Here is a 21070-nt window from a genome sequence, read left to right as displayed (position 1 = left end):
TGGACTGCCTTTTAAGGGCCAGTCGTGGGACAGTGGACCGGTGCGCACCATCTCGGCCCGGTCACTGGCCCTGCTTCTCGGGTCCGGTCCTCTCCCCCGGCCGGCCTATCGCGGCCTCGCCGACGGCATCCGCCGGCTCGTCTCCGACGGACGGCTCCTCGTCGGGACGCGGCTGCCGAGCGAGCGCACGCTGACGACCGAGCTGGGCCTGAGCCGCACGACCGTCGGTGCGGCCCTCGACGCCCTGCGCGACGAGGGGTTCGTCGCGACGCGGCGCGGCTCGGGAAGCGTCGTCTGCCTTCCGGCCGGGCCCTCGGGTCTCGCGCTGTCGCAGGCCGGCCTCATCCCCACCGACGTGCCGCCGGACGTCATCGACCTCACGTATGCCGCCCTCCCGGCCGCCGCCGGTGTCACCGCGGCCTACGAGCGGGCCCTTCTCGAACTGCCGCGCTTCCTCGCGACCGCAGGCTACGACCCACGCGGGCTGCCGGAGACACGCGCCGCGGTGGCCGCCTGGTTCGAGGGCCGGGGGCTGTCCACCTCCCCCGACCAGGTCGTCATCACCTCCGGTGCGCACGGCGGACTGTCGGCCGTGCTCCGCTCCCAGCTGGACACCGGTGACCGGGTCCTCGTCGAGAGCCCCACCTACCCGAACGCCATCGTGGGGGTGCGGCGTTCGGCATACCGCGCAGTGCCCGCGCAGCTGACGGCGACGGGGTGGGACGTCGAGGCGATCGAGGTCGGGCTGCGTCAGAGCGGTGCTCGGGCGGCATACCTCATCCCCGACCACCAGAACCCGACCGGACTCGTCATGGATGCGCCCACGCGACAGGCGCTGGCCGGCGTGCTGGCCCGGGCGAACACCGTCCCGGTCATCGACGAGACGTTCGTCGAGCTCGGCCTCGACGACCCGGACGGCGCGGCACGAGCGGCGCCCTTCGCGGCCTCCTCCCCCGCCGCCCACACCCTCGGCAGCGCCGGCAAGACGTGGTGGGGCGGCCTGCGCGTCGGCTGGGTGCGAGCACCCCGCGGTGGTGCCGAGGCCGTCATCGAGGCCCGCCACAGCCTCGACCTCGGCACGGCGATCCTCGAGCAGCTCGTCGTCACCGACCTGCTGCGGCAGGGTGAGTCCCTGCTGACCGAGCGCCGGCGCGAGGCGCGATCCCGGCGCGACGCCCTCGTCACGGCCCTGCGCCAGCACGTCCCCGACTGGCGCCTCACGGTGCCCTCGGGCGGCCTCAACCTCTGGTGCGAGCTGCCGGAGGCCAGGGGCGACGAGCTCGCTCGGGTCGCCGAGTCCGCCGGCGTCCGGCTGGCCCGCGGTGGACAGTTCGGGGTCGAGGGCGGTTTCACCCGCTGGGTCCGGGTGCCCTTCTGCGTCGCACCCGACGAGGCCGACGAGGTCGGCCGACGGCTCGCCACCGCCTGGCAGCTCGCGCTCGGCGAACGCCCCACGACTCGCGAGGTCACGCCCCTCATCGCCTGACCGTGCCAGCGCCTCGGGGCTGCGAGACTGGCCCGGTGAGCAACGACGGAACCGGGCGCATCACCTCCTGCCGGTGGGAGCACGGCAAGGTCGTCGACGAGGGCTTCCCGCTCGAGGACGTGTCCGAGCTGCTGGGTCGCGAGGACTCGCTCATCTGGGTCGACCTGTGCGAGCCGGACCACGCCGGCCTGCGCGCCCTGTCCGCGGAGCTCGGGCTCGACCCCCACGCCGTCGAGGACGCCATCTCCGCCGGCGAGCGACCGAAGGCGACCCGGCACGCCAAACACACCTTCCTCACCGTCTATGCCACCCGGCTCGAGCCCGGCGGCACCTCGACGGGCGCCAACGGTCCTGAGCCCCTGGGGCCGGAGTCCCGCCTGCGCACGGCACGGATCTCGGCGTTCGTGTTCCCGGGCGGCATCATCACCGTCCGCGGCAGCGACGAGGTCGACATGCAGCAGGTGCTCGACCGGTGGAACGACGACCCCGAGCTGCTCGCGCTCGGCGTCGGAGCACTCGTGCACGGGCTGCTCGACACCGTCGTCGACGGGCACTTCGAGGCGATCCAGCAGCTCGACGACGCGATCGAGGACCTCGAGGACCTCCTCTTCGACGAGAGCGGCCGCACGCACGCCGTCCAGGTGCGCACCTACCGGCTGCGCAAGGAGCTCGTCGAGCTGCGACGTGTCGTGCTGCCGATGCGCGACGTCGTCAACGCGGTGCTGCGTCACCGGGGCGAGCTCGACCAGCGGCACACCGAGCTCGACGGCTTCTACGACGACCTCTACGACCACGTCCTCCGGGCTGCCGAGTGGACCGAGTCGCTGCGCGACATGGTGACGACGATCTTCGAGACCAACCTGTCGCTGCAGGACGCCCGGCTCAACACGGTGATGAAGAAGCTCACCGGCTGGGCCGCGATCATCGCCGTCCCGACCGCCGTGACGGGATGGTTCGGCCAGAACGTGCCCTACCCCGGTTTCGGTCGACCCTGGGGCGTCCTCTTCAGCGCGGCCGTCATCGCCGGCGTGGCCGTCACGCTCTACGGCGTCTTCCGGCGCAAGGGCTGGATCTGACGCGAGAGGGCCGGGATGCGTGCATCCCGGCCCTCTCGTCGACGGCGTCGCCCTCGCTCGCGGTCAGTCGCGCGTCAGCTTGCGGTAGGTGACGCGGTGCGGACGGGCGGCCTCCGGACCGAGGCGCTCGACCTTGTTGGCCTCGTAGGACTCGAAGTTGCCCTCGAACCAGTACCAGCTGGCGGGGTTCTCCTCGGTGCCCTCGTAGGCGAGGATGTGCGTCGCGACGCGGTCGAGGAACCACCGGTCGTGGGTGATGACGACGGCGCAGCCGGAGAACTCGAGCAGCGCGTTCTCGAGGGAGCCGAGGGTCTCGACGTCGAGGTCGTTGGTCGGCTCGTCGAGGAGCAGCAGGTTGCCGCCCTGCTTGAGCGTGAGCGCGAGGTTGAGACGGTTGCGCTCACCACCGGAGAGCACGCCCGAGAGCTTCTGCTGGTCGGGGCCCTTGAAGCCGAACTGCGACACGTAGGCCCGTGAGGGGATCTCGACGTTGCCGACCTTCATGTGGTCGAGGCCGTCGGACACGATCTCCCAGAGGTTCTTCTTCGGGTCGAGACCCTCGCGGCCCTGGTCGACGTAGGAGATCTTGACGGTCTCGCCGATCCTGACCTCGCCACCGTCCGGCTCCTCGAAGCCGACGATCGTCTTGAAGAGGGTCGACTTGCCGACGCCGTTGGGGCCGATGACGCCGACGATGCCGTTGCGCGGGAGGGAGAAGGAGAGGTTGTCGATGAGGACGCGCTCGCCGAAGCCCTTCTTGAGGTTCTTCACCTCGATGACCGTCGAGCCGAGGCGCGGGCCCGGCGGGATCTGGAGCTCCTCGAAGTCGAGCTTGCGGGTGCGCTCGGCCTCGGCCGCCATCTCCTCGTAACGGGCCAGACGTGCCTTGCTCTTGACCTGACGACCCTTGGCGTTGCTGCGGACCCACTCGAGCTCGGTCTTGAGCCGCTTGGCCAGCTTGGCGTCCTTCTTGCCCTGGATCGTCAGTCGCTCGGACTTCTTCTCGAGGTAGGTCGAGTAGTTGCCCTCGTAGGGGTAGAGGCGACCGCGGTCGACCTCGGCGATCCACTGGGCGACGTTGTCGAGGAAGTAGCGGTCGTGGGTGACCGCGATGACGGCGCCGGGGTAGCCCTCGAGGTGCTGCTCGAGCCAGAGGACCGACTCGGCGTCGAGGTGGTTGGTGGGCTCGTCGAGCAGCAGCAGGTCGGGCTTCTGCAGGAGCAGCTTGCAGAGGGCCACGCGGCGGCGCTCACCTCCAGAGAGGTTGGTGACGGGCGAGTCCGGCGGCGGGCAGCGCAGGGCGTCCATCGCCTGCTCGAGCTGGCTGTCGAGGTCCCACGCGTCGGCGTGGTCGATGTCCTCCTGCAGCTTGCCCATCTCGGTGAGCAGCGCGTCGTAGTCGGCGTCGGGGTCGGCCATCTCGGCCGAGATCTCGTTGTAGCGGTCGAGCTTCGCCTTGATCTCGCCGGCGCCCTCCTCGACGTTGCCGAGGACCGTCTTGTCCTCGTTGAGGGGCGGCTCCTGCAGGAGGATGCCGACGGTCGCCCCGGGGGCCAGACGCGCCTCGCCGTTGCTCGGCTGGTCGAGTCCGGCCATGATCTTGAGGATCGTCGACTTGCCGGCGCCGTTGGGGCCGACCATGCCGATCTTCGCGCCGGGGTAGAAGGACATCGAGACGTCATCGAGGATGACCTTCTCGTTGTGTGCCTTGCGCGCACGGGTCATGGTGTAGATGTACTCGGCCATGCGCAGAAGGCTATCTGTCAGCGAGCGCGGCACCGAATCGGTGTCCGCGCTCGCGGACCCTCGTCGGCGTCAGGCCGTGAGCCGCTCGACGACCTCGTAGTCGTCGGTCTCGGGATCACCGGTGGCGAGCACCCCGCCGGCGTCGTCGCGCGCCCCGTCGGCCGGGTCCGCGCCGGGGTCGTAGTCGTCGTCGACGACCCCGTCCGCGTCGACGTGGGCGGGGCGCTGGTCGGCGACGGCCGACTCGCCCTCGGTCAGGGCGCGCACGGACGCCTGGACGTCGGGGTCGGCCGTGCGGTCCTGGCCGAGCGCGGCCGCGCGGCTGACGCGCTCGAAGCTCGCGCGTCCCCACGACAGGTCGTGACCGACGTGGTCGGCGTCGATCTCGGGCGAGGTGCGCGGCTGGCCGTCGTTGCCGACGTACTGCTTGATCGACAGGTTGCCCTCGACGATGACCGGCTGGCCCTTGCGCAGCGCCGAGGCCGCATTGGCCGCGAGCGCGTTGAACGCGATGACGCTGTAGAAGCTCGTGTCCCCGTCGACGAAGCGACCATCGGCAGTGCGGCGGTAGGGCGTCGTGGCGACGCGGAAGGTCGTGAAGATGCTGCCGTTGCGGCCGTGTCGCTCGACGGGCTCGGTCACGACGTTGCCGTGCACGGTGATGCGGGTCTCGTTCATCGCTGCTCCTCGGAGGGTTCCAGGGGCGGCCTCGCGCCGCCTGCACCCACCCTCGGACGCGACGGGCCCGGGCGACAGCGGACGTCAGCCGCCTGTGGACACCAGGACTCCGGGCCGAGGGGATGTGGACAGCGCCCCCTGCGCCCGGGGGCGCGTCAGCCGGCTGCGGCCTCGAGGTGCTCGCGGGTCTCGCGGTGACGCAGGAGGACCTCGTCGACGGGGATGAGGATGTGCTCGTCGGCCACGGCCGCCACGGACTCGGTCAGCCGCTTGCCGACGACGGTCCGCCGGTGCCGAGCCCCGACGCGCGCCCACCACCGGGACAGGATCCCGAGCCCGACACCGATCAGCACGCCGACGACGAGCATGACGAGCGGGAGCGGCAGGATGCCGACGGCGGGGGTCTCGGGGCGCGGGAGCTGCAGCAGCGCGAAGCCCCACAGCACGGCATACCAGATGAGCCCGGCCAGGGCGACGAGACCCAGCACCCACTGGAGGATGTTGACGACGAACCACCAGACCGGCCGGCGCGCGCGAAGGGAGGTGCCGATGACAGCACGGTCGAGCGAGTCGCTCAGCGCGCCGTCGCCGCCGTCGACGGCGTCCTCGACGGCCTGGGCCCAGCGGACCGGCAGCCCCTCGGACGCGTCGCGCACGAAGCTGCGCGTGGCCAGGTCGACGGCAGAGGCGGTCGACACGGTCGGGGCCGGGATCGACGACCGGCCGAGCACGGCACGCACGTCGGCGCCGTCGATCTCGACGGGGATCGGCGGCCGTCCGCCGGTGCGGTCGAGACGGAGACGACGGAGCGGGTCCGAGGCGAAGCCCTTCGTCCATCGGGCGAAGAGCCAGCCGGTGTGCGCGAACGCCTCGCGACGGTAGTCGCGCGCGACGGCGTCGAGGACGATGGGGACACCCGCTGCGCGAGCCAGCGAGGTGTCGAGGGCCTCGCGCGGGACACGGCCCACGTCCGCCTCGGAGTCGGCGACCCCGGGACGCAGCTTCGTCGCGGCACCGACGACATCGGCCTTGAGGCGCTGACGCGAAGCGGCATGTCCGGCAACGGCATTCGCCAGTCGCTGCTTGAGCTCGGGAATCCCCTGGCCGGTCAGGGCGGACGTCGCGAGCACCTTGGCGTCGGCGACTCCGTCGGCCACGAGGAGCTTCGTGAGGTCCTGGGTGAGGACCTTGACACCCTCGGCGGTCAGACGGTCGGCCTGGTTGAGCACGCCGAGGGTGACGGCGTCGTGGTGCGACAGGAGGCTCACGAACTCGTCGTGCAGGCGGGCGTCGGCGTACTTCTGTGGGTCGGTCACCCAGACGAAGACGTCGACGAGCTCGAGCACGCGCTCGGCCTCACGACGGTGCTCGAGCTCGCGGGAGTCGAAGTCCGGCAGGTCGAGGAGCACGAGCCCGTCGAGGGAACCGGCGACCTGGACGGGCCTGTCCCCCGCACCGGCCGACGACTCGACGACGTGACGGGAGGCCACCCCCAGCCACTCGAGCAGCTCGGACGCGTCGGCGTCGCCCCAGAGGCCGGCCGTCGGGCGGGACGTCGTCGGGCGACGGGCACCGATCGTGGCGACGTCGGCGCCGACGAGGGCGTTGAAGAGCGAGGACTTGCCGCTGCCCGTCGCCCCGGCGAGGGCGACCACCGTGTGGTCACCGGCGATGCCGGAACGCTCGACGGCCCGGTCGACGACCCGTCGCGCGACCTCGACGCCCGAGGGGTCGAGCTCGTCGGCACCCGACACGAGCGCCATCGACAGCTCGGTCGTGCGCGTGCCCAGCTCAGCCGCCGAGACCGTCGCCACCCGGGCGCGGCCCATCCTGATCGGGCTCATCGCGCAGCCTTGACCGCTGCAGCGGCCGCGGTCAGGTGCTCGGTCTGGTCGGTGTCGACGTGCAACGTCGTGACAGCTCCTTCGTAGCGGGCGAGCTCGGCGGCATACAGCACGTCGACGCGCGCGGTCAGCTGCTCGCGGGCCTGGCGCGCGAGCTCTCGGACGGCCTGGTCGCCGAAGACGGCCTCGAGCAGCTTCTGGCCGACGACGGCCGTGCCGCCCGCGATGCCGACCTCGGCGCCCGTGATCCCAGCCGTGCTCGCGAAGGTCACGAGCATGAGGACCACGCCGAGACCGTTGACGCCGTAGGCCATGATCCGGGCCGTCGTGCGGCGGTCGCGACCCTCGTCGCGGACCATCTGGAGGATGTCGCCCTGCCAGTCGCGGACGAGGCGCTGGATCCGCTTGTCGAGGTCGGTGCCCGAGCGCGCGAGGGCCGGGTCGGCGGTGAGCAGCTGGTCGCCGCCGGGCAGGGTGCGCCACGAACGCGAGATGGCGCCCGCCGCGAGCTCGGCGCGGTTGACCACGAGGGACTCCACACCGGACTGGAGCGCCTCGCCGAGGTGGTCGGCCCGGGCCGGCTCTCCCTTGAGGAACGACGTGAACCGGTCGCGCACCCTCGAGACGGTCGACTCGACCTGCCGGAAGAACTCTCCGGTGCCGACGAACTCCTGCCAACGGGCGAGCACCTCGCCGCGCAGCAGCGTGCCGTCGAGCATGCCCGCGTGGACCTGCGCCCTGGCCTCGTCGTAGGCCGCTGCGGCCGCGTCGACGAGCGCCCGGCCCGCCGCGGTCTGGTCCTCGGAGGCGGCCACGAGCGACTGGGTGCGGGTGTCGAGCGAGACCAGCGCCCCCTGGAGGGTCTGGCGCACGACGTCGGCGCGAGCCTGCGCATCACCGGCGAGAGCCGCGAGCCAGCCCCGCAGCCGTTCGGTCTGGTCGGCAGGCAGCAGGCCGTCGACCAGCTCGGACTCGACGACCGTGAAGATCGGCGCCTGGTCGAGCCCCTGCTCGCGCAGCATCGACGCGAAGTGCGTGCGGATCTCGTCGACGGCGCCGGCGGGCACGCGGTCGAGGACGACGGCGACGGCGGTGCCGCGTTCGAAGGCCTCGCGCAGCAGCTCCCACGGCACGGCGTCGGCGTAGCGGGCGGCCGTCGTGACGAAGACCCAGAGATCGGCGGCCGCGAGCAGCTGCGTCGCCAGGTCACGGTTGGCCTCGACGACGCTGTCGTTGTCGGGCGCGTCGAGCAGGGCCAGCCCGGCGGCGACCTCGTCCGTCGAGACGAGGCGCACCGCGCCCGGGCCGTCCGACGACGAGTGACGACCGGTGATGCGGGCGAGGGTCGGCAGGATGCGCGGACCCGAGAACCACGCGGCGTCGGAGGGGTGGTGGATGAGCACCGGCGAGCGGGTCGTCGGCCGCAGGACGCCGGGCAGGGTCACCTCGCGCCCGACGACGGAGTTGACGAGCGTCGACTTGCCGGCGCCGGTCGAGCCGCCGACGACGGCGAGGAGCGGGGCGTCGAGCGAGGTCAGGCGCGGGATGACGTAGTCGTCGAGCTGGTCGAGCAGACGGGTGCGCGCCAGGCGCGCAGCCGGGGCCGACGAGAGGTCGAGGGGCAGGGAGGCGTCGGAGACGGCAGACCGAAGTGCCTGAACGCTCGCGAGGAGACGGGCATTGCCCACCCCTGAATCACCTGCCACGCCCGTATCCTTCCGTGTCGCACTGGCACAACCAAACTGAAAGGCGGCGCGCCTCTACGACATACCCCGAGTCGTGACCTGAGAGTGCCACGCGGGCACCGGATCCGCCCGGTGGACACGGGCGTCCGGCCGCTCACTCGTCCGGCCGACCAGCCCGTTCCCGGCGCTCGGCCGCCACGGCACGGGCGACGTTGCCGTGGAGGTGGTCGGCACCGAGCCGTTCCATGACGCCGTCGAGCTCGAGCGTCGACCGCACCGAAGCCTTGAGCCTGGCCAGCCGCAGGACGACCCCGGAGTCCTCGGCCAGGTCGAGCACGTCGGCCAGCTTGGCCGACCCCTGGGAGTCGACGTAGTCGATGCCGCCGCAGTCCAGGACGATCCCCTTGACAGCCGGGTCCTCGTGGATGACCTCACGGACGCGGTCCTCGAGGGCGTCGGACGTGGCGAAGAACAGCCCGCCGTCCATCCGGATCACCACGATGCCGGGGACCGTCTCACCGTCGGGGTGGTCGGCGAGGTCGCGGTAGACGTCCGTGCCCGGCTCGCGTGCGAGCGTCGGGATGTGCGGTCGGGTGGAGACCTTGATGAGCCAGAAGATCGACAGCGCCACCCCGATGATGACGCCGGCCAGCACGCCGAAGACGAGCGCGCCGAGCAGCGCCGCGACGGCCACCGCGAAGTCGAAACGCTTGACACGGAAGAGGCGTCGCATCTCCGGGAGATCCATCATCCCCATGACGACGGCCTCGATGATGATGGCGGCCAGCACCGGCTTGGGCAGGTCGGAGAAGAGCGGCGCCAGGAGCAGCAGCGTCAGGAGGACCGCGAATCCCGTGGTGAGCGAGGCCAGCCCCGACTTGGCGCCGGAGTGGTCGTTGAGCGAGCTCGCCGACAGGCTGGTCGAGACGGGCATCCCCTGCAGGACGCCCGAACCGGCGTTGGCGAACCCCTGCGCGACCGACTCCTGGTCGATGTCGATCTGGTAGCGGTGCTTGGCGGCGAAGGCGCGCGCGTCGCCGGCGGTCTGGGAGAAGCCGATGAGCACCAGGGCGAAGGCCGCCACGGCCCCGACTCCGACGTGGTCCCACATCAGCTGCATGTCGGGCAGCACGAGGGTGGGCAGACCTCTCGGCACGTCTCCGACGAGGGCGACGCCGTGGTCACCCAGACCTAACAGCCACGAGGCGAGCAGACCGCCGACCACCAGCACGAGCGCACCCGGCACCTTCGGCGCGACGACGCGCAGACCGAAGACGACTGCCAGCGAGAGGACGCCCACCAGCACCGTCGTGCCGTGCGCGTCGCCGAGCGTCGTGAACCACGACCGCAGCTCCTGGAGCGGGTTGCTCCCCGACACCTTCGTGCCGGTGAGCTTGGGCAACTCGCCGATGACGACGTCGATCGCGGCCCCGAAGAGGAATCCGGTGACGACGGCACGGGAGAGGAACTGGGCGATCCACCCCATCTTCAGCACCGCGACGAGCAGGTAGAGGACCCCGGACGCGAGGGTGATCCCCGCGACGAACGACGCGACGGCCTTCTCGTCGGCGATGCCGGCCGCGAGGACGGCGCTCGCCGCGACGGCCGCGAGTCCCGAGCTCGGCCCGACCGAGATCTGCCGGCTCGTGCCGAAGATCGCGTAGAGGATCGCCCCGGCGGCTGCCGCGTAGAGGCCGTTCTGCACGGGAATCCCTGCGATGCCGGCATAGCCGAGGTTCTTCGGGACGACGAGCGCGAGGACGGTGACGCCGGCGATGAGGTCTCCCCTGAGCCAGCTGCGGTCGTACGAGCGCAGCCAGCCGATGATGGGGATCCTGCTGACTCCAGAGGCTCGATCCGACATGAGCGCGCCGCCCTCCCGTCAGGCGCGCGGGCGACACCGGGGGCGGTGCGATCCATCACACGCCGGCTGACGCCTCCAGCATCGCAGCCGACGACGGAGCGCGCCGAGTATTCCGGCAGGCCGGTGCACAGTGCCCCCGGCAGGACTCGAACCTGCGACCAAGAGATTAGAAGGCTCTTGCTCTATCCGCTGAGCTACAGGGGCGGGTCGCCCGATCCGGGCGCGGTCCAATGATAGGCACCGCGAGGCGCCGCGCCGGCTCAGGTCACGGGCGAGCCGACGAAGTCACGACGGTGCGACGTGATCGCCTCGAGCAGCACCAACTCGCGCTCCGACGCCCCGTCCTCGGCGGTGCCGTGGACGAGCCGCGAGCGCAGCAGCGCCAGGTCGCTCGCGCTGTCCTGGAAGGCGTCCATCGACCGCTTCGCAGGGCGACCGCCGTTCTGCCGCGCCCAGGCCCGCGCCGCACGACGCAGCCGCAGGTGGGAGAGCATCGTGACCTCGGCGTGGGTGAGCCAGCCGGCGTCGGCGTACGGCGAGAGGTAGCGCCCGATGAGCCGACCCTCCCGCCGACGCAGCCAGAGAAGGAAGCCGATGAAGGCGAGGAAGAGCGGCACCTGGTAGGAGACGTAGGCCGCGAAGAAGCCGTCCATCCCCGCGAGCGCCGAGAGGTTCCAGAGGCCGTGGAGCAGCATGGCGCAGAACCACCCGGCGAGGATCGAGACGACGCGCACCGCCGGACGTCGGGCGGACACGGCGATGCCGATCCCGATGCCGGTCAGCGACGTGAAGAGCGGGTGACCGAACGGACCCATGAGCCCACGGACGAGGAAGGTCGACGTCAGGCCCTCACCGCCGTACTCGTTGTAGGCCTGCCCGAGGTAGAGGATGTTCTCGCTGAAGGCGAAGCCCGCCCCGATGAGCCCGGCGTAGACGATGCCGTCGATGATCCCGTCGAACTCGCGCCGACGGAACAGGTAGATGAGCAGGATGCCGAGGCCCTTGAGCGTCTCCTCGGTGACCGGCGCGAGGTAGACGGCACCCGTCTCGAGCGGGTCGGTCCAGCGCGCCTCGACGAGCATCTTGAGGCCGAAGGTGTTGAGGAAGAAGGCACCGACGACGGCGACGAGCGCCCCCCAGAGGAAGGCGAAGACGATGTAGCGCGCCGGCTCCGCCTCGTAGCGGTCGAGCCAGAGGAAGGTCGGCACGATGACGAGCACCGGGATGATCGCCATGAGCGCCGACGTGACGATCGTCTGGGTCGTGAGCCGGTCGCCGAGGATGCCGAGCAGGATGAGCAGGCAGACGAGGAAGACCGACGCGGCGACGCCGATGGTGAGCGCGGTGCGCAGCATCGGCCGTCGGGTCGGGTTGCGCGCCGGGCTCCATTGCTGCTCCTGCCCGCCCGGGCTCGCGCCAGTCCCCTGTGTCGTCACGTCCCCTGAGGTCATGAGGGCAGGCTAGTGCAGCGCTGTGGCCGCCGACCGGGGCTCGTCCCCCTCAGCCTCTATGGTGGTCCGGTGAGTGACACCAACCACCGAGCCATCGCCGACCGGATCATCTGGATCGACTGCGAGATGACGGGCCTGTCCCTGAAGTCCGACGCCCTCGTGGAGGTGGCCGCCCTCGTCACGGACTTCGAGCTCAACCAGCTCGGCGACGGCATCGACGTCGTCGTCAAGCCGCCGGACGAGGCCCTCGAGCAGATGGACGACTTCGTCCGCGACATGCACACGAGCTCGGGTCTCATCACCGAGCTCGACTCCGGGGTCACGCTCAAGGAGGCCGAGCACATCGTCCTCGACTACGTCCGCACCTTCGTCCCCGAGCCGCGCAAGGCCCCGCTCGGCGGCAACACCGTCGCGACCGACCGCGGCTTCCTGTCGCGCGACATGCCCGTGCTCGAGTCCTACCTGCACTACCGCATCATCGACGTCAGCTCGATCAAGGAGCTCTCGCGCCGGTGGTACCCCCGGGTCTACTTCAACGCCCCCAAGAAGTCCGGCGGGCACCGGGCGCTCGCCGACATCCGCGAGTCGATCGCCGAGCTGCGCTACTACCGCCAGGCGGTGTTCGTGCCGCAGCCCGGCCCCGACAGCGCCACCGCCAAGGCGCTCGCGTCGCCTCACGTCATCGAGCACTGAGCGCTCCGGAGCAGCCCTTCGGGCGATGACGTATGCCGTCAGCGGTGCCGTCGACGGGGTGGTCACGAGCACCTCACGAGAGCCTGTAGCATTGTCGACGCCGTGACACGGCGCCGAGCCCTCGGGCCCGGCTCGTGTTGTGCATGGTGGGTGTAGCTCAGCTGGTAGAGCACCTGGTTGTGGTCCAGGTGGCCGCGGGTTCAAGTCCCGTCACTCACCCCAACGGTCCTGCTCGTCAGGACGAACGCATGGCCCGGCTCCCCGAGGGGAGCCGGGCCGTGCTGCATCTCGGACCGTTCCCGGGCTGAGGCAGGCCGGCGCCGATAGGCTCGTGCCAGCCGCTCACACCGGCCCGCAGCCCGCAACGCTGCTCTGCGGTCGCTTCCCCGACGACCCCGAGGTGACCCATGAACGACCCGAGCGCGCCGTCGGTGGACGCGCGGTTCTCACCGTCTGCCGGTCAGACCCTGGGCGTCGAGTGGGAGATCGGTCTGCTCGACCCGGCCACGCTCGACCTCACCTCGCGCGCTGTCGAGCTGCTCGGCCTCGCCAACGGACCCGAGGACACCGGTCACGCCCGACCGACGAAGTCGCGGTCGACCGTGACGCAGGAGCTGCTGCGCAACACCGTCGAGATCGTCACGGGCATCTGCGCGAACGCCGAGGAGGCAGCCGCGGACCTCGCCGACGGACTGGGGCGCGTCCAGCGCGCGGCCTCCGAGCTCGACGTCCTGCTCTACGGCGGCGGCGCGCACCCGTTCGCCCGGTGGGAGGACCAGGAGGTCACCGAGGGCCAGCGCTACGCGACGCTCATCGACCGCACCCAGTGGTGGGGCCGGCAGATGGTGATCTTCGGGGTCCACGTCCACGTCGGCGTCCGATCCGCCGCGAAGGTCTGGCCCCTCGTCAACGCCCTGCTGACCTACCACCCGCACCTCACGGCGCTGTCGGCGTCCTCCCCCTACGGCTCGGGGGCCGACACCGGCTACGCGAGCAACCGCACGATGCTCTTCCAGCAGCTGCCGACAGCCGGCCTGCCCTTCCAGTTCGAGACGTGGGCGCAGTACCGCGCCTACCTCCACGACGTCTTCACGACCGGGGTCGTCACCGACGCGAGCGAGCTGCGCTGGGACGTCCGGCCGTCGCTGCGCCTCGGCACCATCGAGGTCCGGGCCTGCGACGGCTTCTCGCGCCCGCAGGACGTGGCCGCCGTCGCCGCCCTCATCCACTGTCTCGTCGCCCACCTCGAGCACCAGCTCGACGAGGGCGTCCTCGCCCGCCCGCTGCCCCCGTGGCACGTGCAGGAGAACAAGTGGCGGGCGGCCCGCTACGGGCTCGACGCGATCATCATCCGCGACGCCGACAACACCGAGGTCCACGTCGTCGACGACATCCACGACCTCCTCGAGCAGCTGCAGCCGACCGCGCGGCGCCTCGCGTGCACGCGTGAGCTCGCAGGGATCGAGGACATCCTGCGCGACGGCGCGGGCTACCAGCGGATGCGCGCGGCCGTCATGGACGACGGCACCGGCGACCTGAGGGCCGCCGTGCGCGCCATGCTCGTGTCAGACGGCCGGTGACGTCCGGCGGGGCCCGGCGGGCAACCGCGTCCGCTACTCCCCGACCGTCGCCATCGCCGTGCGTGCGGTCTCGCCATCAGTGTCGGGCGGGAGCACCGTGAGGACGAGCCTGCCGTAGTTGCTCAGTGACAGCAGGACGTGGTCGGGGAAGCGACTGTGCTCGAACCAGCCGAGGTGCGTGATCCCGATCGGGCTGCGCACCGTGCGAGGTCCGTCCTCCCACCCGGCACGCTCGTAACCGAACCGTGCGATCCGAGCGCGGGTGCGGTCGTGCACGGCGACGTCGAGCAGCGGCACCTCCACTCGGAGGTCGCTCGACCTCGGCCACCACACGCCGTCGGAGGCACTCATCCCCGGATGGGGCGACAGGGCGAGGCGACTCGTGAGCTCGTCGAGCGGCGGCCCGGCCGCGGCCTTCGGGAGGGAGGTGTCGATGGGCGGGGACAGGGGCATGGCGTTCACGGTGGCTCCTCCGGGAGCATGACGAGATGGGTGGCCGCGGCTCGCTCGTCACTTCCTGCCCTGGAGGACCGACGCCGCGCAAGGGTCGGGCCTCTGCTGCCGACGGGGCACCCTGACCGGGTGACCCTGTCTCCACTTCAGCGTACGCCCGCGGCGACGCACCGGCGCCTCCGCGGCATACCGCACAATGGGGTCATGCTCATGGGGAACAAGAAGGCCCAGCGGATCACGGTCGGTGTCATCATCGGTGTCATCGTCGTCAGCCTCGCGCTGTCACTCATCTCGACGGCGAGCGCGACCCCGTAGTCACGCGAATCCGCCCGCAGCACCGGGTCGCCCGGTCGCTGCGAGGGTCCTGGTGCGGGGCTCGGGACACCTCCGAGCGACCGATTTTGTCCCGGCGCGGGACGGCTGCTAACGTTTCCCCTCGTTGCGCCGCTAGCTCAATTGGCAGAGCAAGTGACTCTTAATCACTGGGTTCGGGGTTCGAGTCCCTGGCGGCGCACTTCAAGACCCCCGTTCGGAGCGATCCGGACGGGGGTCTTCCCTTTGTCCCTCTTGATTCGCGTATCAGGCTGACAGCGCCGCGCCTCCCTTGGACGATGGAGGTTCCACCCGGGGCGCGGGTGACCGCGTCGCCGGCTCGAGGGGAGATGCGATGAGCGGCTGGGACGACGAGCTGGACCGAGGCGACCAGGGCGAGCGGGAGGTCACGCCCGACCTGCCGTGGACCGAGGAGCCACCACCCCCGGGCGGCGGCGACCGCGGCGTCACGGTGCGCGGGCCGGGAGCGAGCGTCGGCAAGGCGCGCGCCTTCACGACGTACCTTCCCGTCGGGATGTGCTGCAACTTCGTGTGGAACTGCATCGCCGCTCCGCACACCTTCGGGCTGGCCGACGCCAACGCCGCCTGGGCACGCGCGGCGCAGCGCCGCGGTGGCACCGACGCCCCTGCGGGCGCCCCCGTCTACTGGGCGGGCGGCAAGCACGGCCACATCGCCCTGTCCGTCGGCGCGGGCCGGGTCCGTTCGACGGACTGGCCCGCCAAGGGCAAGGTCGGCGAGGTCGACATCGACGTGATCACGAAGGCCTGGGGCATCACCTACCGAGGCTGGTCGGCCGACTTCGCGGGCACCGCGATCCCCGGGCTGGGCGCGGGCCAGACCGCGCTGGCCGGTGGTGGCGGCGGCGCCGTCGACGACGAGGCGATCCGGCCGGGCAAGCGCAACCCCTCGGTCCGGCGCTTCAACCAGGCGCTGTGGGACTCGATGCCCGCCGACTACCGCGCCTCTCACCAGAAGGCGTGGATGAGCGAGGCCTCCGACCTCTACGGACCGGTGTCGCAGCAGGTCTGCTTCGACAAGTACGTCATGCTCAACCAGAAGGACCCGAAGAAGTGGCCACTGCCGACCAAGCCGGTGTGGCCCGGTCCGGGACTGCTGCGCAAGCTCGGACTGCGCCCCGACTGACGCCCGACCGACGCCCGACCGATGCCCCGACCGACGGAGCGAGCCTCAGAGGTAGAGGCCGGTCTGGCCGTCCTCGACGCGTCGCGCCGCGACGGCGTGGATGTCGCGCTCGCGGAACAGGACGTAGTCCCTGCCGTGCAGCTCGACCTCGCCGCGGTCCTCCGGGTCGAAGAGGACGCGGTCGCCCAGCTCGACCTGGCGCACGTTGGCGCCGGTGGCGACGACCTCGCCCCACGCGAGGCGCTTGCCCACCGACGCGGTCGCGGGGATGAGGATGCCGCCGCCGGAGCACCGCTCGCCCTCGTTCTCGAGGGAGACGAGGACGCGGTCGTGCAGCATCCGGACGGGCAGTCGGGCCGCCGCTGCGGCAGCATCCTTCCTGGCCACGGCAGTGGGTGGGCCGGCCGGCCGGATCAGCGCCGGCGACGCAGGAGGCCGACGGCGACCACGACGACGACGGCTGCCGCCACGACGGCGCCGATGCGCTCGATGCGCAGCTCGCCGTCCTCGGTGTGGGTGGCCGCGGCGAGGCGCAGCCTGAGGCCCTGCACCTGACGCTGGGCGATGACCTGCGGCTGGGCGCGGTAGGCCAGCTCGTTGACGGTGCCCTCGAGGCGCGCGCGGGCGGCCTGGATGTCCTGCTCGATCCGTGCGGTGTCGCTCATCTGGCTTCCTTTCGGGGGACGGTTGCGACTCTAGTCGGCGATGCCGAGGTCGCGGCGGAGCTTGGCCACGTGGCCGGTCGCCTTGACGTTGTAGAACGCATGGCTGACCTTGCCCTCCTCGTCGACGACGAACGTCGACCGGATGACGCCCTCGACGGTCTTGCCGTAGAGCTTCTTCTCACCCCAGGCGCCGTATGCCGTGTGGACCGCGAGGTCCTCGTCGCTGAGCAGCGGGATGGTGAGGTGGTCGCGCTCGCGGAACTTCGCCAGCTTGGCCGGCTTGTCCTTGGAGATGCCGACCACCTCGTAGCCGTCCTTCTTCAGCGAGTCCAGCGACTCGCTGAAGTCGCAGGCCTGCTTGGTGCAGCCCGGCGTCATGGCGGCCGGGTAGAAGTAGACGATGACCTTGCGGCCCGCGAAGTCGGCGAGGCTGACGGTCTGGCCGGTGTCGTCGGTGAGGCTGAAGGCAGGCGCCTGCTCGCCGGGCTCGAGTCGTGCGGTCACGATCTGCTCCTTCGTCGTCATGTCTGCCGGGCTCGTACCCGTTCCGGACACGAGGTCGGTCCGGCTGGTGCGGACGGCGGGACTCGAACCCGCACACCTAGGGCACAGGAACCTAAATCCTGCGTGTCTACCAGTTCCACCACGTCCGCTCGCGGGGTGCGCGGCCCCCACTGTAGTTGGCGGCGCCCGGGTATCAGGAGCCGCCGTCCGCGCTCCGTCTCCCATGACCCACGGACGAGGAGGTGCGTCATGGACAGGACGAACGCATCGGTCGGGGCCGTGCTCGACACGACGACGTGCCCGGAGTGCGGAGCCCTCGCCGAGGTGACGGAGCGCACGGTGCTCGAGAGCACCGACGGGCCCGTCGAGCACGCACGGGTCCTCTGCGTGGCCCGGCACTGGTTCCTCCTGCCGGCCGCGTCCCTGTCGAGCCCACCCGCACGCTCACCGGTCAGGACTAGCCTGCGCTCATGAGGCGCAACATCGGCACGGGCGGTCCGTGGGAGGGCGTCGTCGGCTACTCGCGGGCCGTCCGCGTCGGGGACACCGTGCACGTGGCGGGGACCACGGCGATCCGCGAGGGCCGGGTCGTCGCGCCCGGCGACGCGTACACGCAGGCCAAGGTCGCGCTCGAGATCGTCGTCGAGGCGCTCGCCGAGTGCGGGGCCTCGCCCGCGGACGTCGTGCGGACCCGGATGTTCGTCACCGACATCCGTGACTGGGAGTCGGTGGGTCGCGCGCACGGCGAGGTCTTCGCCGACGTGCGGCCGGCCTCGACGATGGTCCAGGTGACCGCCCTCATCGACCCCGACCTGCTCGTCGAGATCGAGGCCGAGGCCGTCGTCGGCTCAGGGACCCCCGGCGTCACTCCACCCTGACGTTGACGACGTGGATGCCGGTGGCGCCGTCGGGTGCGGGCGGCTCCTCGAGCGGCGACTGCACCTGCCCCTTGGCGTCGTAGGCGCGCACGCGGATGTCGTGGCTGCCCGGCGTCGCGTCCCACTCGTAGACCCACTGGCGCCACGTGTCGATGCTCGCGTCGGCGGCGAGGCGAGCCTCGGTCCAGGGCTGCTGGTCGACCTGCACCTCCACCTTGGAGATGCCGGTGTGCTGCGCCCACGCGACCCCGGCGACGGCGACCGTGCCGGCCTTGACGCTCGCCCCGGCCTTGGGGACGTCGATGCGCGAGGCCGTCTTGATCGGTCCGGTCGCCGACCAGCCACGCGGCGTCCAGTAGGCCACGTCGGCGGCATACGTCGTCACCTTGAGCTCGGTGACCCACTTCGTCGCCGAGACGAAGCCGTAGAGGCCCGGCACGACGACACGCACGGGAAAGCCGTGCTCGAAGGGCAGCGGCTCGCCGTTCATCCGGATCGCGAGCAGGGCGTTGCGGTCGTCGGTGAGCGCGCCGAGCGGGGTCGAGGCGGTGAAGCCGTCGATGCTCGTCTGGAGCACCATGTCGGCACCGGCCTTGGGGCCGGCCATTGCGAGGAGCTCGCGCACGGGCCAGCCGGTCCAGACGGCGTTGCCGATGAGGTCGCCCCCGACCTCGTTGGAGACGCACGTCAGGGTGACCAGCGCCTCTTGCATCTGCTTGCCCTGCAACGTCTTCCAGTCGATCTCGACCTCACGGTCGACCATGCCGGTGACCTTGAGCTTCCAGTCGTTGGCGTCGATGCGCGGCACGACGATCGCCGTGTCGATGCGGTAGAAGTCGGCGTTCGGGACGATGTACGGCGTCAGACCCGGCACCTTGAGCTCGGCGCCGGCGGGGATGGCGAGCTTCGTGCCCTTGAGCGGCGTGCTCTTGAGCGCGTCGCGCGAGACCGTGGCGGCCGCCGAGTCGCCCCCGAGGTAGCTGCCGGCGTATGCCGCGACGGCGCCGACCGCTCCCCCGATGACCCAGCGTCGGCCGGGACCGGCAGCGCCCGTCACGCTGGACGAGGGGGCCGAGGCGCGGCTGAGGAACCAGATGCCGGCTGCGGTGCCGAGGATCGTCGGCAGGACGTCTGCCGGGCCGGCGCCCGGACGGGTGAGCACCGCGGCCGCGCCGACGACCCCGACGACGGCGAAGACGACGAGGCCGGCGACGAGGTGGCGGCTCGCGAGCACGCCGACCGCGGCACAGGTGAGGGCGAGCACGACGACGGTGCCGACGAGCAGGGCCCGCTTGTCGTTGGTGCCGAAGGTCGCGATGGCGAAGTCCTTGAGCCACGGCGGCGTCCGGTCGATGAAGGCCCCGCTGACCGCCGCGATGGGTGCCGGCTGGCCCGAGGACTGGCCGACGGCCGTCAGCAGCGCTGCGGCGAGCGTCGCGAGCCCGACCGTGAGCAGCCCGGCCACCAGCCCGTCGACGGCGCCCCACCAGAGCGGACGGGCCGGCTGCTGTGGGGCGGTCTCGGGACGGGTCGCCGGGCTGGTGGTGGTCATGGCCTCAGGTGCTCCTTCAGGTGTGGCACGAGTGCACGGAAGGCGAGCGCCCGGTGCGAGACGTGGTTCTTCTCGTCGGCGTCGTACTCCGCCAGTGTGCGTTCGTTGCCGTCCGGCTGGTCGGATGGCAGGAAGATCGGGTCGTAGCCGAAGCCGTTGGTGCCCCGCGGCTCGCGGCCCACGGTGCCGGGGAAGCGCCCGAGCTCCGCGGCCGAGCGTCCGTCCGGCAGCACGATGGCAGCGGCACAGACGAAGGCGGCGGCGCGGTGCTCGTCCCGGACGTCGCCGAGCTGTGCGAGGAGCAGCTCGAGGTTGGCGCGGTCCCCGCCCCCACCGGACCAGCGGGCGCTGAAGATGCCGGGCGAGCCGCCGAGCACGTCGACGGCCAGGCCGGAGTCGTCGGCGAGGGCGGGCAGGCCCGTCACGTGTGCCGCGGACGCGGCCTTGAGGATGGCGTTCTGCTCGAAGGTGACGCCGTCCTCGACGACGTCCGGCGCGTCGGGGAAGCCGTCGAGACCGACGATCTCGAGCCCGAGGTCGGCGCTGACGTCGGCGAGGATCTCGCGAAGCTCCTCGAGCTTGTGGGCGTTGCGCGTGGCGAGGACGACCTGCGTCACGGGGCGACCTCCCCGGCCAGGGCAGCGTGCTGCCGGTCGGTGAGGTCGGCGCAGCCCTTCGTGGCGAGGTCGAGCAGCTGGCCGAGCAGGTCGCGGTCGAAGGGCGCACCCTCGGCGGTGCCCTGGACCTCGATGAAGCGGCCGTCGCCGGTCATGACGACGTTCATGTCGGTCTCGGCGGTCGAGTCCTCGGGGTAGTCGAGGTCGAGGACGGCACGGCCCTCGACGATGCCGACGGAGACGGCTGCGACCGAGCCGGTCAGCGGCTGGGCCTTCTTGCCGATGAGGCCCTGGGAGCGGGCGTGCTCGACGGCGTCGGCCAGGGCGACGTACGCGCCGGTGATGGCGGCGGTGCGGGTGCCGCCGTCGGCCTGCAGCACGTCGCAGTCGAGGACGATGGTGTTCTCGCCCAGGGCCTTCGTGTCGATGACAGCGCGCAGGCTGCGCCCGATGAGGCGGCTGATCTCGTGGGTGCGGCCGCCGATCCGGCCCTTGACGCTCTCGCGGTCGGAACGGGTGTTGGTGGCGCGGGGCAGCATGGCGTACTCGGCGGTGACCCATCCGGTGCCCTTGCCCTTGAGCCAGCGCGGGACGCCCTCCGTGAAGGACGCCGCGCACAGCACGCGCGTGCGCCCGAACTCGACGAGGACGCTGCCCTCCGCGTGGTCGAGCCAGTTGCGGGTGATCCGCACCTCTCGGGTCTGGTCGGGGGCACGGCCGTCATGTCGGTCAGTCATGCCCACGAGGCTAGCCATGACTCCACGCTAGGCCTCAATCGCGGGTGCGGGGACGGGCCCGGACGGCTCGTTCGTGAACCGTAA

The 21070-nt window shown here is 71.5% G+C and carries 20 protein-coding genes and 4 tRNA genes; 9 read left to right on the top strand and 15 right to left on the bottom strand.

Annotated elements, in window-relative coordinates:
- Positions 1-40: 40 nt before the first annotated feature.
- Complete coding sequence (gene yczR, locus ASH01_RS11675) at positions 41-1486, top strand: MocR-like transcription factor YczR (protein WP_056775863.1); 1446 nt, start codon at positions 41-43, stop codon at positions 1484-1486.
- Between the two features lie 35 nt (positions 1487-1521).
- On the top strand, positions 1522-2562 hold the full coding sequence (locus ASH01_RS11670; protein WP_056775861.1) for a magnesium transporter CorA family protein: 1041 nt from the start codon (positions 1522-1524) through the stop codon (positions 2560-2562).
- A 63-nt stretch (positions 2563-2625) separates the two neighbouring features.
- On the opposite strand, the gene ettA is transcribed toward ASH01_RS11670, so the two are convergent.
- The 7 genes from ettA to ASH01_RS11635 all read right to left on the bottom strand — a co-directional run bounded on the left by ettA (position 2626) and on the right by ASH01_RS11635 (position 11830).
- A complete protein-coding gene (gene ettA / locus ASH01_RS11665) occupies positions 2626-4308 on the bottom strand; it encodes an energy-dependent translational throttle protein EttA (protein WP_056775859.1) in 1683 nt (560 codons plus the stop codon).
- 69 nt (positions 4309-4377) lie between these two features.
- On the bottom strand, positions 4378-4986 hold the full coding sequence (locus ASH01_RS11660) for a single-stranded DNA-binding protein (protein WP_056775857.1): 609 nt from the start codon (positions 4984-4986) through the stop codon (positions 4378-4380).
- A gap of 155 nt (positions 4987-5141) precedes the next feature.
- The gene (locus ASH01_RS11655; protein ID WP_056775855.1) at positions 5142-6830 is read right to left on the bottom strand and encodes a GTPase; all 1689 of its coding nucleotides are present in this window, start codon (positions 6828-6830) and stop codon (positions 5142-5144) included.
- Positions 6827-8536 carry a GTPase domain-containing protein gene (locus ASH01_RS11650; protein WP_235509599.1) on the bottom strand — a complete coding sequence of 570 codons (1710 nt, stop codon included), beginning with the start codon at positions 8534-8536 and terminating at the stop codon, positions 6827-6829. The genes ASH01_RS11655 and ASH01_RS11650 overlap by 4 nt, the downstream gene beginning before the upstream one ends.
- A gap of 133 nt (positions 8537-8669) precedes the next feature.
- Positions 8670-10379: a SulP family inorganic anion transporter gene (locus tag ASH01_RS11645; protein ID WP_056775852.1), complete on the bottom strand. Its 1710-nt coding sequence runs from the start codon at positions 10377-10379 to the stop codon at positions 8670-8672.
- A gap of 131 nt (positions 10380-10510) precedes the next feature.
- A tRNA-Arg gene (locus ASH01_RS11640) sits at positions 10511-10583 on the bottom strand.
- Positions 10584-10639: 56 nt separating this feature from the next.
- Positions 10640-11830, bottom strand: a complete 1191-nt coding sequence (locus ASH01_RS11635) for a PrsW family intramembrane metalloprotease (RefSeq protein WP_235508763.1) — start codon at positions 11828-11830, stop codon at positions 10640-10642.
- Positions 11831-11899: 69 nt separating this feature from the next.
- On the opposite strand from ASH01_RS11635, the gene orn reads away from it, so the two are divergent.
- The 3 genes from orn (at position 11900) to ASH01_RS11620 (ending at position 14103) form a co-directional block, all read left to right on the top strand.
- Entirely contained in the window at positions 11900-12523 is a 624-nt protein-coding gene (orn, locus tag ASH01_RS11630; RefSeq protein WP_200959189.1) for an oligoribonuclease, read from the top strand.
- Positions 12524-12669: 146 nt separating this feature from the next.
- Positions 12670-12745, top strand: a tRNA-His gene (locus ASH01_RS11625).
- 185 nt (positions 12746-12930) lie between these two features.
- Positions 12931-14103, top strand: a complete 1173-nt coding sequence (locus ASH01_RS11620) for a glutamate--cysteine ligase (RefSeq protein WP_056775848.1) — start codon at positions 12931-12933, stop codon at positions 14101-14103.
- 33 nt (positions 14104-14136) lie between these two features.
- On the opposite strand, the gene ASH01_RS11615 is transcribed toward ASH01_RS11620, so the two are convergent.
- Positions 14137-14556 (bottom strand): DUF5994 family protein, encoded by a 420-nt coding sequence (locus ASH01_RS11615; RefSeq protein WP_235508776.1) that lies wholly within the window; start codon positions 14554-14556, stop codon positions 14137-14139.
- Positions 14557-14997: 441 nt separating this feature from the next.
- On the opposite strand from ASH01_RS11615, the gene ASH01_RS11610 reads away from it, so the two are divergent.
- Both ASH01_RS11610 and ASH01_RS11605 read left to right on the top strand, forming a co-directional pair.
- Positions 14998-15070, top strand: a tRNA-Lys gene (locus ASH01_RS11610).
- Between the two features lie 153 nt (positions 15071-15223).
- On the top strand, positions 15224-16033 hold the full coding sequence (locus ASH01_RS11605) for a hypothetical protein (protein WP_056775844.1): 810 nt from the start codon (positions 15224-15226) through the stop codon (positions 16031-16033).
- 45 nt (positions 16034-16078) lie between these two features.
- Here ASH01_RS11605 and ASH01_RS11600 read toward each other — a convergent pair whose 3' ends face one another.
- From ASH01_RS11600 to ASH01_RS11585, 4 genes are all read right to left on the bottom strand, one after another.
- Positions 16079-16372, bottom strand: a complete 294-nt coding sequence (locus ASH01_RS11600) for a GroES family chaperonin (protein ID WP_056775842.1) — start codon at positions 16370-16372, stop codon at positions 16079-16081.
- Between the two features lie 74 nt (positions 16373-16446).
- Positions 16447-16698 (bottom strand): DUF3618 domain-containing protein, encoded by a 252-nt coding sequence (locus tag ASH01_RS11595; protein WP_056775840.1) that lies wholly within the window; start codon positions 16696-16698, stop codon positions 16447-16449.
- A 30-nt stretch (positions 16699-16728) separates the two neighbouring features.
- A complete protein-coding gene (gene bcp, locus ASH01_RS11590) occupies positions 16729-17223 on the bottom strand; it encodes a thioredoxin-dependent thiol peroxidase (protein ID WP_369793517.1) in 495 nt (164 codons plus the stop codon).
- A 44-nt stretch (positions 17224-17267) separates the two neighbouring features.
- Positions 17268-17351 (bottom strand) — tRNA-Leu (locus tag ASH01_RS11585).
- Between the two features lie 100 nt (positions 17352-17451).
- Between ASH01_RS11585 and ASH01_RS11580 the strand changes: the two genes are divergently transcribed.
- Positions 17452-17676, top strand: a complete 225-nt coding sequence (locus ASH01_RS11580; RefSeq protein ID WP_056775839.1) for a hypothetical protein — start codon at positions 17452-17454, stop codon at positions 17674-17676.
- Positions 17673-18080 (top strand): RidA family protein, encoded by a 408-nt coding sequence (locus ASH01_RS11575; protein WP_056775837.1) that lies wholly within the window; start codon positions 17673-17675, stop codon positions 18078-18080. The genes ASH01_RS11580 and ASH01_RS11575 overlap by 4 nt, the downstream gene beginning before the upstream one ends.
- On the opposite strand, the gene ASH01_RS11570 is transcribed toward ASH01_RS11575, so the two are convergent.
- Genes ASH01_RS11570 through rph form a run of 3 tightly spaced genes read right to left on the bottom strand, consistent with a single transcriptional unit; the run spans position 18067 to position 20986 of the window.
- Positions 18067-19632, bottom strand: a complete 1566-nt coding sequence (locus tag ASH01_RS11570) for a molybdopterin-dependent oxidoreductase (protein WP_056775836.1) — start codon at positions 19630-19632, stop codon at positions 18067-18069. The genes ASH01_RS11575 and ASH01_RS11570 overlap by 14 nt on opposite strands.
- Positions 19629-20249 (bottom strand): RdgB/HAM1 family non-canonical purine NTP pyrophosphatase, encoded by a 621-nt coding sequence (gene rdgB / locus ASH01_RS11565; RefSeq protein ID WP_056775834.1) that lies wholly within the window; start codon positions 20247-20249, stop codon positions 19629-19631. Before rdgB ends, ASH01_RS11570 begins: the two co-directional genes overlap by 4 nt.
- A complete protein-coding gene (gene rph / locus ASH01_RS11560) occupies positions 20246-20986 on the bottom strand; it encodes a ribonuclease PH (protein WP_056775832.1) in 741 nt (246 codons plus the stop codon). Before rph ends, rdgB begins: the two co-directional genes overlap by 4 nt.
- Positions 20987-21070: the final 84 nt, after the last annotated feature.

The organism is Terrabacter sp. Soil811, assembly GCF_001429655.1.
In the GTDB taxonomy this organism is placed as follows: Bacteria; Actinomycetota; Actinomycetes; order Actinomycetales; family Dermatophilaceae; genus Terrabacter.
The sequence above is the reverse complement of the archived record's forward strand: the minus strand, read 5'-3'. Positions and strand labels throughout refer to the sequence as shown.